This window comes from Streptomyces capoamus (assembly GCF_014654935.1).
Classification (GTDB): domain Bacteria; phylum Actinomycetota; class Actinomycetes; order Streptomycetales; family Streptomycetaceae; genus Streptomyces; species Streptomyces capoamus.
On record NZ_BNBF01000038.1, the window covers coordinates 32,730 to 44,098 of the forward strand.

Consider the following 11,369-nt stretch of genomic DNA (forward strand, 5'->3'; position numbering starts at 1 on the left):
CGACCCTGATCACCTTCCCGGTGCACCCCTGGCTCCTCTCCCCCACGCACAGCGCCACGGCACAGGCGGATGCCCGAGCCGTGGCCAGCGCCTCACTGACGGTCTCGCCGCCGATGCTCGCTCGCGGGAGACCGGGCGACCAGGAAACAACCAGGCAATCGTTCTTGCTGGGCCTGTCCCGGCCGGCCGGGGGAAGTTACCTGCCCGCTGCCTGGCGCGCCCCGGCTGCGCACGCCCAGGATTCGGCCATGTCCGCCGCCGTCCGCGGCGGCCACGGCACGGGCCTGGGAGGAAGACAGCTGATGAGCATCCCCGACAGGGCGCTACTGGACTGGGTCGAGGAGGCGCCCACGGACCGCGGCCTGCACTTCGCTGGGCCCGGGGACTCCTGGGAGTACCACAGCTACGCAGAACTGGCCGAGCTGGTGCTGCGCACCGCCGAGGCGCTGCGCGGCGCCGGGGTGCGTGACGGCGAGGTCGTGGCGATCGTGCAGCGCTCCAGTCCGGGCTTCGTGGCGACATTCTTCGGCGCCATCGCGGCCGGCGGCACACCGTGTTCGATCCCGCCGCCGTTCGCCTTCCAGCGGGGTGCGGAGTACGAGGCACACGCGGGCCATCTGCTCGCCACCGCCCGCCCCGCGGTGGTGGTGTGCGACCAGGAGGCGCAGCAAACCGTCGCGGCCCTCACCGAGGGGCTCGGCCTGCCCGGGCCCCTGGTGTTCGACGCACTGGTCGAGGGCGTCCGCCCGGCCCCACGCCCCTACCCGGCCGCCGAGTCCGCACTGCTGCAGTTCACCTCGGGCTCCTCCGGTGCCTCCCGGGGCGTGCTCGTCTCCCATGCCGCGCTGCGCGCCAATGTGACGGCGATGCGCCGATGGCTGGGATGGCGCCCGGAATACCCCGGGATCACCTGGCTGCCGGTGCACCACGACATGGGCCTGCTCGGTTGCATGGTGAACATCGTGACGACCGGATGCGACGGCTGGATGATGCAGCCGGAGGACTTCATCCGCTCCCCGTTGCGCTATCTGCGGTGCATCAGCGACAACAAGGTCGGCCTTGCCGCCATGCCGAATTTCGGCCTGGCGTACATCCTGCGCCGGGTACGCCCCGCCGACCTGGAAGGCCTGCGCTTCGATGCCGTCCGGTCGGTGATCCTCGGCGCGGAACGCATCGATGAACAGGTACTCACCAGGTTCGAGGCGCTGCTCGGACCACACGGCTTCGACCGGCGCGCCCTGCTGCCCGCCTACGGCGGCGCGGAGGCCACCCTCGCCGTCACCGGCCTGCCCCTGGACGAGGGGTGGACGTCCGCCGTGCCCGAGGGCGACACGGGCGACGCCGGCCGGGTCGTCGGCTGCGGGCGCCCCCTGGAGGGTGTCTCGGTGAGCGTGCAGGACGACGAGGGCCGTCCGGTGCCCGACGGCGTGGTCGGAGAGGTGGTCGTGCGCGGAGCCTCCCTGGCGACCCGTTACATCGACGACTCCGCCTCGCTCTCCGGCACCGAACTCGCCGGCGGTGAACTGCGCACCGGCGACGCGGGCTTCCTCGACGACGGTCAGCTGTACGTGCTGGGCCGGCTCGGCGACGGACTCAAGGTGCGCGGCCGCATGGTGTTCGCCGAGAGCCTGGAGGCACGCCTGCACGAACTGGGCATCCTCCAGCGGCGGGTGGCGGTGCTGCTCGGGCACCACCAGGGTCTGCCGACCGGCGTGGTGGTACTGGAGAAGCCCGACGCCGACTGGGTGGAGCGCGCCCTGCCCGTGCTCACCGAGGCGCTGGGAGACGCCGAGTTGCTGGTGGCACGGGTGCCACGCGGCGGACTCGCCGTGACCTCGAGCGGCAAGCCGCGCCGCCGCGTGATGTGGAAGGCCCTGACCGAGGGCCGGCTGACGGGCGAGGTCCACAGGCCGGCGCCGGTGTGACGGCGTCGGGCGGCGGAGCGGGGCCGGGTACGCAGGGCCGTCCGGCCCCGCGCGCCCGGCCGGGCGTCACGCCGTACGCGTCGCCGACGCGCCCGGGGCCAGCGGCCTGGCGCGCACCGCGATACCCGCGGTACGCGCCAGCAGCATCACGCCGAAGGAGATCGCCAGGTATCCGAAGCTGGTCGGGGCGTCGAAGTGGTGACCGGCCTTCTCGAACACGGTGCGGATGGCGATCAGCAGGACCCACACGGGCACCGCGATCCAGCCCGCCTTGAACAGGACGGCTCCGGCGGAGTCCCGGTGCACGGAGATCACCGCGCCGTACACCGCACCCAGCACGACACCGGCCGCGATCACGCCCAGCCCCAGCCCGATCGAGGAGCCGGGCTCGTCCCGGTCACGCAGAACCAGCTGGAGGACGCCGACGACCATGGGAAGAACGGGGAGTATCCAGGTGGCGACGCTTAATTTCTTTTCACGAAACTGCCGGACAAGTACCAGTGCCATGACGGCGAATGTCAAGACTTGAATCGTTTGGGTGTCTTTCATCGGGGCTCCGATTTCCCACGCAGTTCTGTACGGCAGACCGTCTGAGCACAACAGGCCGTCTGAGCACGGCAGACCGTCCGAGCGGTGCCGGAGTCTACCGGCATCCGTTTTCCTCTTACATCGTCTTCTCCGCGCGGTCCCGCCGGCATGCGCGGCTCAATTCCAATTGCCGGATGGTTGCCTGGCCGGACCTCGCAGAACGCAGCAACATGGCCGACGGGAACCGCTCGGCCCGTGCACATGGTTGGAGATCTCGCAGTGCCTGCCCATGACTCGCTGGAAGCGGTCCTGCCGCTCGCGCCGCTGCAGGAGGGCTTGTTCTTCCACGCCCAGTCCGCCCTGGGCGGGACGGACGAATACGTCAGCCAGGCGGCACTGCGCCTGGACGGCCCGCTCGACACGACCCGGCTGCTGGCGGCCTGCCGGGCAGCGGTGCAGCGGCACGCCGCGCTGCGCGCCTCCTTCCTGCAACGCAAGAACGGCCGGACGGTGCAGCTGGTGCACCGCGAGGTCACGGTCCCCTGCACCGAACTCGACCTGAGCGACGAGGGGGAGACCGGCCCGCGGCTCGCCCGCCACCTCCTCGACGAGCGCACGCGCGGCTTCGACCTCGGCAGGCCGCCACTGATCCGCTTCTCACTGCTCCGAACGGCCACCGAACGACACGTACTGGTGCTGACGCACCACCACATCCTCCTCGACGGATGGTCGTTGTCCGGCGTCCTGGCCGACCTTCTCGCCCTCTACGCCGCGGGCGACGACCACCTGCTGCCGCGTCCCGTGCCTGTCACCGGTTACCTGTCATGGCTCGCCAAGCAGGACACCGCGGCCTCCCTGGCGGCCTGGCGCACGGCGCTCACCGGGCTGGCGGAACCGACCCTGACCGCACCCGGCCTCACACCCGCCCGCACCCTGCCCGACCTGACCGTTGCCGAACTGGCCCCGCAACGCACCGCCGCGCTGCTGCGGGCCGCTCGCGACCGCGGACTCACCCTCAACACCGTCGCGCAGGTGGCCTGGGCACTGGTACTGGCCTCGGTGACGGGCAGCACCGACGTCGTCTTCGGGCAGACCGTGTCGGTACGGTCCGCCCCCGTCGCGCGGATCCAGGACATGGTCGGCCTGCTCGTCAACTCGGTACCGGTGCGTGTCCGGCTGGATCCGGGCGAATCGCTGGGTGCCCTGCTGGACCGGGTCCAGCGCGAGCAGTCGGCACTCGCCGAGCACCACCACACCGGGCTGTCCGACATCCAACGGGCGAGCGGCCACAGCACCCTGTTCGACACCTTCCTCTCCCTCGGCGATCCCGGGGCCGGCGCCGCCCCGGCCCGGTCGGTGGACGGTCTGCGGATCGCCCCGCTGACCGACGAGCCGGAGCAGTCCGCGGACCAGGGCGCGCGCGGCTCCACCCACTATCCGCTGAGCCTCGTCGTCGTGCCCGGCGAGCGGCTGCGCCTCGAACTGACCCACCGCGGCGAGGCGTTCACCGAGCGGCAGGCGCGTGAGCTGCTGGACCGGATGACCGCCGCCCTCGACGCCGTCGTCACCGCGCCGCACACCCCCGTCGCGGCCGTCGACCTGCCCGGCACGGCCGGCTCCGCCGCCCTGCCCGACCCGTACACCCCCGCCCGCGGCCCCGCCCCCGGCACCACCCTGCCCGCCCTCTTCGAGGAGCAGGCCCGCCGCACTCCCGGCCGAGTGGCCCTCTCCGACCGGCACCGCGCCCTCGGCTACCGGGAGGTCAACACCGCCGCCAACCGGCTGGCCCGCGCGCTCGTGGCCCGGGGCATCGGCCCGGAGGACACCGTCGCCGTCATGCTGTCGCACGGCACGGAGCTCGTCGTCGTCCTGCTGGCCGTCCTCAAGGCCGGGGCCGCCTATCTGCCGATCGACGCCGCGCTGCCCGCCGAGCGGGTGGCGTTCATGCTGGAGGACGCCCGCCCGGCGGTGATCGTCGCGGACGGCCCCCCCGACAGCCTGCCGCACGGAGCCGTGTCCCCCGCCGGCCTCGCCGCCGACCAGTACCCCGGCACGGACCTCACCGACGCCGACCGGGTCCGCCCGCTCGGCCCGGACAACGGCGCCTACGTCATCTACACCTCCGGCTCGACGGGCCGGCCCAAGGGCGTCCAGGTCGAGCACCGGGCCATGACCGCCTATCTGGACTTCGCCCGGCATGCCTATCCGGGCCTCGCGGGCACGGCCGTCGTCCAGTCGCCGATCTCCTTCGACTTCACCGTCACCGGTGTCTTCGGGACGCTGACCGCGGGGGGCCGGCTGCACATGGCGGCTCTGGGCGACCCGGCGCCGGACGGGCTGGGCCGCCCGTCCTTCACGAAGGTGACTCCGAGCCAGCTGCCGCTGCTGACCACCACACACACCTGGCTGTCCCCCACCCGGGACCTGGTCATCGGCGGCGAGCAGCTCACCGGCGAGGCGCTGGGTGCCTGGCGGGTCGAGAACACGCACGCCACCGCCGTCAACGAGTACGGACCGACGGAGGCGACCGTCGGCTGCATGGAGTACCGGATCGGGCCGGCGGACACCGTCGCGCCGGGTGCCGTACCGGTGGGGCGTCCGGTCCCGGGCACCGCGGTCCATGTGCTCGACCCGTGGCTGCGGCCGGTTCCCGCCGGCACGCCCGGAGAGGTGTACCTTGCGGGGCCCAACCTGGCCCGCGGCTATGTGCGCCGCCCCGGCACCACGGCGCAGCGGTTCGTCGCCAACCCCTTCGGCGCTCCCGGCGAACGCATGTACCTCACCGGTGACATCGCCCGCTGGGGCCATGACGGACAGCTCGTCTACCTCGGGCGCAACGACGGCCAGCTCAAGGTCCGCGGCCAGCGGGTGGAACCCACGGAGATCGAGGCCGCCGTATGCGCTCACCCCGCGGTACGGCACTGCGCGGTCGACACCCGCAACGGCCCGAAGACCCACCGCCTGGTCGCCTATGTCGTCCTGGACGGGGACCTCGGACCGCAGGCGCTGCGCGAACACGCCGCGGCCCGGCTGCCCGCCTCGCTCGTCCCGGACGCGTTCGTCCCGGTTCCCGAGATCCCGTTGACCTCCAACGGCAAGCTCGACCGGGCCGCCCTCACGGCCATCACCCTCACGACGGGCGACGAGGCCGCCGCCGGCCGCCCGCCCCGTTCGGAGACCGAGCGGCTGCTGTGCCGGCTGTTCTCCGAGGTGCTGCACACCGAGGTGCACTCCGTGGACGACGGCTTCTTCGAACTCGGCGGCGACTCCATCATGTCGCTGCAACTCGTCGCCAGGGCCCGGGCCGAGGGACTGGAGCTGAGCGCCCGGCAGATCTTCGAGCACCGCACCGTGGCGGAGCTCGCCGCGGTGTGCGGCCCGCTCGCCCCGGGCCGGGCGCCGGTCCGGCACGACGAGGGCACCGGCCGGTTCCCGGCCCCGCCCATCGTGCACCGGCTGCGCGAACTCAGCGGCCCCATCGCCTCGTTCAACCAGTCCGCGCTGCTCGCGGTGCCCGCCCGGCTCGGGCTGCAGCGCCTGGTGGCCGCCGTACAGGCGCTCCTCGACCGGCACGACGCCCTGCGCCTGCAGCTGACCGACGGCGTCGACCTGTCGGTGCCGCCGGCCGGTGCCGTGGAGGCCCGGGGCTGCGTGCACCGCGTCGACATCTCCGGTGACCGGACACCGGAGGCCGTGATCGCCGACCACGCCGCCCGCGCCGCCGAACGCCTCGACCCGCGGGCCGGGCACCTGGTGGAGGTGGTGTGGTACGACGCCGGGGACCGGCCCGGGCGACTGCTGGTGATGATCCATCACCTGGCCGTGGACGCGGTGTCCTGGCGCATCCTGCTGCCCGACCTGCACGCCGCCTGGATGGCTGCGGGCACCGGGGAGCCCGCCCTGCCGGCACCGGTGCCGACATCGCTGCGCCGCTGGTGCCGCGCGCTGTCCGAGGCAGCGGTCACGCCCCGCTTCACGGCGCAGCTCGACCGGTGGCGGCGCATCCTCGCCGAGGCCAGACCGCAGCTCACCGACCGTGCGTCGGACCCCGAGCGCGATGTGCACGGCACCGCGCGCACCCTCACGGTCGAACTGCCGCCCGCCCAGGCCGAGGCCTTGCTCACCGCACTGCCCGCCGCTGTGCGCACGAGCGCCGAGGACGTCCTGCTGACCGCCCTCGCGGTGGCCGCGGCCCGGCTGGGCGCAGGGGACAACGGGCTGCTGCTCGACCTGGAGGGACACGGCCGCCAGGACATCGGCGGCCTGGACCTCAGCCGCACCGTGGGCTGGCTCACCACCCTGCACCCGGTACTGCTCGCCCCCGGCACCACCGCCCTGGACGACGCCTCGCTCCTGCGCGCCCTGAAGACCGTCAAGGAGCAGCTGCGCGACATGCCGGACCACGGCATCGGCTACGGCCTGCTGCGCCATCTGAACGACCGGGGACGCGCCGTGCTCGGCGCGCTGCCAGGACCCCAGGTCGCCTTCAACTACCTCGGCCGGTACACCGCCGACGGCGAGAGCGAGTGGCGGCCCGTGGCCGAGTCCGCCGCCCCGCCCACGCACCCCGGCATGCCGCTGGCCCACCCCCTGGAGATCAACGCGGTGGCCGAGGACCACGGCGGCGGTCCACGTCTGACCGCGAACTGGACCTGGGCGCCCGCGCTGCTGCCCGAGCGGCAGATACGGCGCCTGGCCGACGAGTGGACGACGGTCCTGCACGCCTTGGCCGACCTCGCCGACCGGGGCGCGGCACACGGCCTGACACCGTCGGACGTACCCCTCGTACGCGTCACCCAGGACGAGCTGGAGAGCCTCGAGGGCGACGGACCGGTGGCGGACGTGCTCCCGCTCAGCCCGGCCCAGCAGGGGCTGCTGTTCCACGCCCACTACGAGCACGGCGGCCCCGACGTGCACACCGTACAGACGGTGCTGGACCTGGAGGGCGACCTGGACGCGGCGCGGCTGCGGGCCGCCTGCCTGGCGCTGGTACGGCGGCACGAGGCGCTGCGCGCCCGTTTCACGCTGCTGCCCTCAGGTGAGCCGGTGCAGGTCCTCGCCGACCGGGTCGACGTTCCCTGGTCGGAACGCGATGTGCGCGGAGCCGGCACGGCGGTGGTGGAGCAGACCCTCCTCGAGGAGCGGCTGCGCCCGTTCGACCTCGCCCGGGCCCCCCTCCTGCGCTGGCTGCTGCTGCGCCAGGACACACACCGCCACAGCCTGGTGCTGACACACCACCACATCCTGACCGACGGCCGCTCGACCGCGATCCTGCTGCACGAACTGGCGCACCTGTACCGCAACGGTGCGAACGCCGCCCGGGAACTGCCCGACCCGGTCCCCTACCGCCGGCACTACGCCTGGCTGCAGCGCCAGGACACGGCCGCTGCCGTGACCGCTGCACGGGCCGCCTGGCGCAAGACGCTGTCGGGGACCGAACCGACCCTGCTGGCACCGTACGACGACACCGCCCGGGTGCGTGCCCTGCCGGAGCAGAGCGCCATGGAGCTGGCCGAGGACACCACCGCGGCGCTGCGCACCCTGGCGCGTGACCACGGTGTCACCCTGAACACGGTGGTCCAGGTGGCGTGGGCGCTGACCCTGCACCACCTCACCGGCGCCGACGACGTGGTGTTCGGCGCCACCGCCTCGATCCGCACCCCCGAGGTGCCCGGACACGAGGACCTGGTCGGCCTGCTGATCAACACGGTGCCGGTACGGATACGGCTGGACGCCCGTGCCGCGCTCGGCGAACTGCTCCGCGACGTGCACCGGGACCAGGCGGAGCTGGCCGCCTTCCGGCACCTGTCCCTCGGCGACATCCTGCGCGAGGCCGGCACCGGTCGGCTCTTCGACACGTGCCTGGTGTTCGAGAACTATGCGGCGCCCCGACCGGACGAAGCCGATCCGCATCCGGCCGCGCTGCGGATCACCGGCATGGACGGACACGACCCGTACCACTACCCGGTCAAGCTGGCCGTGACCCCTGAACAGCGCCTGCACCTTTCCTTCGGCCACCGGCCCGACCTGGTGCCAGAACCCGTCGCCGAGCAGCTCGCCCGCCTGTTCCCCGCCCTCCTGCGGGCCATGGCCGCCGCGTCCTCTTCGGCGGTGGGCGATCTGATGCTCGACCCGGACGCCCTGCGCCGCACCCGGGACGACCTCGCGGCGCACATCGCGCACGTGCTCGGCGCCGAACGGGCCGGGCCCGACGACGACTTCTTCGACCAGGGTGCCGACTCCCTGACGGCGCTGAGACTGACGGCGCGGATCAACGCCGCGTTCGGCCGCGATCTGGACGTCCGCACCGTGGCCGAACGCCGCACCGCCCGGCGACTGGCACCCCTGTGCGTCTCCGGCGCCGTGGTACCGCCCACGACCCCCACCTCACGTTCCATGACGAAAGGCACACGCTGATGCAGAACCCCTTCGACAACCCGGACGGCCGCTTCCTGGTGCTGCGCAACGACGAGGGACAGCACTCCCTGTGGCCCGCCTTCGCCGAGGTACCCGCGGGCTGGGCCACGGTGCACGCGGAGTCCGACCGGCAGACGTGTCTCGACTACATCGAGGCGCAGTGGACCGACATCAGGCCGCTGAGCCTGATAGCGGCCCTGGAGCGGGATCCCGCATGACCGGTGCCGTCGGCGACGACGCCGTCGTGGTGACCGGTCTCGGCGCGGTCACCCCGCTCGGCGTCACGGTCAAGGAGACGTGGGAGGGCCTGCTCTGCGGGCACAGTGCCGCCCAGGCCCTGGACCGGCCGTGGGCCGCCGGCCTGCCGGTGCGGATCGCCGCCCCGGCGGCGGCCGAGCCCGCGCCCCTGCTCGAGAGGGTGCTGGCCCGCCGGGTGGACCGGGTCGGCGCCTTCGCCCTGCTCGCGGTGCGGGAGGCGTGGTCCGACGCCGGCTTCGTCGGCCGGGCGGAGGCCTTCGGCCCCGTCGACCCGGAGCGGGTGGCGGTCGTCCTGGGCACCGGCATCGGCGGCACACACACCGTCGTCCGCAATCACGAGGAGCTGCGCACCCGCGGACCGCGCCGAGTGTCGCCGCACACGGTGCCGATGCTGATGGGCAACCACTCCTCCGCCCTGGCGGCGATCGAGGTGGGTGCCCTCGGGCAGGCGGCGGCCCCCGCCACCGCCTGTGCGGCCGGCGCCGACGCGATCGCCACGGGACTGGATCTGATCCGGCTCGGCCGGGCCGACGTCGTGGTGGCGGGCGGCGCCGACGCCGGCGTGCACCCGCTGGTGATGGCGGCGTTCTCGGCCATGCGCGCCCTGTCCACGCGCAACGACGAGCCGCAGGGCGCCTCCCGGCCGTTCGACCGCGGCCGGGACGGGTTCGTCATCGGCGAGGGCGGGGCCGTCGTGGTGCTGGAGCGCGCCGCGCACGCCCGCGCCCGCGGTGCGCGGCCGTACTGCACCCTGGCCGGTGCCGGTCAGGCGTCCGAGGCCCACCATCCCACCGGTCCGCGTCCGGACGGCGCCGGTCTGGCCCGGGCGATGCGCCGGGCCCTGGCCGACGCCCGGCTCGCGCCGGACGCGGTACGGCACGTCCAGGCCCACGCGACCTCCACCCCGGCCGGCGACGCGGCGGAGGCCGCCGCACTGAACACGGTCTTCGGACCCGGTGGCGTCCCGGTGACCGCTCTCAAATCGATGACCGGCCATCTGCTGGGTGCCGCCGGGGCGTTGGCTGCGGTCGCCGCCGTGCTGTCCCTGGCCCACTCGGTCCTGCCCCCGACCATCAACGTCCGGGAGCAGGACCCGGACACCGGACTGGACATCGTGCGGGACGCGGCCGTCGAGCTGTCCGCCGGTCCGGCCGCCGTCCTGTGCAACGCCGCGGGCTTCGGCGGACACAACACAGCGCTCGTCTTCGCCCGCTGAATCAATTCCCGACCAACCACACACACCAGGAACGAGGTACGGCCATCGTGCGGCGCACCATGCTGAAGTCCAAGATCCACCGGGCAACCGTCACCCAGGCGGATCTCCACTACGTAGGCTCGCTGACGCTCGACGCGGAGCTGATGGAGCAGGCCGACCTGCTGCCCGGCGAGCTGGTGCACATCGTCGACGTCAACAACGGAGCCCGGCTCGAAACGTACGTCATCGAAGGGGACCGCGGCTCGGGCGTCGTCTGCATCAACGGCGCCGCGGCCCGACTGGTCCACCCCGGCGACATCGTCATCATCATCGCGTACGGCTCCGTCGAGGACGGCGAGGCCGCCGCGCTCAAGCCGCGGGTGGTGTTCGTCGACGAGTCCAACAGCGTGGTGAAGACCGGTACCGACCCGGCCTCCTGACGTCGGGGGCCGGGGCGGTGCCGGACGGCTCACTTCAGGGTCTGGAGCACCACCAGCAACAGGTTCACGGCGGCTATCGCCCCGGCCAGTACCGACATCCCTGCCCGCGCCGCCCGGCCGACGGCGAACTCACCCATCACGCGACGGTCCGAAGTGAGCATCAGCAGCGGCACGAGGGCGGGCAGGATCCCGAAAGCGAGGACGACTTGGCTCACGATCAGCACCTGGGTCGGGTCGCACCCCATGGCCGCGGCGACCAGTGCCGGCACCATCGTGACGGTGCGGCGCAGCACCGCCGGCACACGATGCCCCATGAACCCGGACATCACCACCTGGCCCGCCAGCGTGCCCACCCCCGACGAGGACAGCCCCGCGACCAGCAGCGCCAGCGCGAACACCGTCGCCGCACCGTCCCCGAGCAGGGTGCCGAGCAGCCGGTGCGTCTCATGGAGCGACAGATCGCCGGGCGAGACGCCCCGCAGTATCCCGGCGGCCATGGCGAGCATCAGGCAGTTCACGACGTTGGCGATCCCGAGGGAGACGAACACCTGCGAGCGCTCCGTGCGCAGAGCCAGGCGGACGTGTTCGGGGTCGCGGACGGGGACC

The 11,369-nt window shown here is 73.2% G+C and carries 7 protein-coding genes; 5 read left to right on the forward strand and 2 right to left on the reverse strand.

Translation table 11 applies throughout. The annotated features are described in order from the left end of the window. On the forward strand, window positions 1–1,925 hold a 1,925-nt coding region (locus IE312_RS35580; protein WP_229900840.1), incomplete at its 5' end, for an AMP-binding protein. Window positions 1,926–1,991: 66 nt separating this feature from the next. Here IE312_RS35580 and IE312_RS35585 read toward each other — a convergent pair. Continuing rightward, complete coding sequence (locus IE312_RS35585; RefSeq protein ID WP_189986467.1) at window positions 1,992–2,432, reverse strand: DUF1453 family protein; 441 nt, start codon at window positions 2,430–2,432, stop codon at window positions 1,992–1,994. 300 nt (window positions 2,433–2,732) lie between these two features. On the opposite strand from IE312_RS35585, the gene IE312_RS35590 reads away from it, so the two are divergent. Genes IE312_RS35590 through panD form a run of 4 tightly spaced genes read left to right on the forward strand, consistent with a single transcriptional unit; the run spans window position 2,733 to window position 10,763 of the window. After that, window positions 2,733–8,870 carry a non-ribosomal peptide synthetase gene (locus IE312_RS35590; RefSeq protein ID WP_189986468.1) on the forward strand — a complete coding sequence of 2,046 codons (6,138 nt, stop codon included), beginning with the start codon at window positions 2,733–2,735 and terminating at the stop codon, window positions 8,868–8,870. After that, window positions 8,870–9,088 (forward strand): MbtH family protein, encoded by a 219-nt coding sequence (locus IE312_RS35595; RefSeq protein WP_306419860.1) that lies wholly within the window; start codon window positions 8,870–8,872, stop codon window positions 9,086–9,088. Before IE312_RS35590 ends, IE312_RS35595 begins: the two co-directional genes overlap by 1 nt. After that, entirely contained in the window at window positions 9,085–10,344 is a 1,260-nt protein-coding gene (locus IE312_RS35600; RefSeq protein WP_189986469.1) for a beta-ketoacyl-[acyl-carrier-protein] synthase family protein, read from the forward strand. Before IE312_RS35595 ends, IE312_RS35600 begins: the two co-directional genes overlap by 4 nt. 47 nt (window positions 10,345–10,391) lie before the next feature. Beyond that, entirely contained in the window at window positions 10,392–10,763 is a 372-nt protein-coding gene (gene panD, locus IE312_RS35605; RefSeq protein ID WP_189986470.1) for an aspartate 1-decarboxylase, read from the forward strand. Window positions 10,764–10,792: 29 nt separating this feature from the next. Here panD and IE312_RS35610 read toward each other — a convergent pair. Next, the coding region (locus IE312_RS35610) for an Nramp family divalent metal transporter (protein ID WP_189986471.1) at window positions 10,793–11,369 on the reverse strand (577 nt) is incomplete at its 5' end.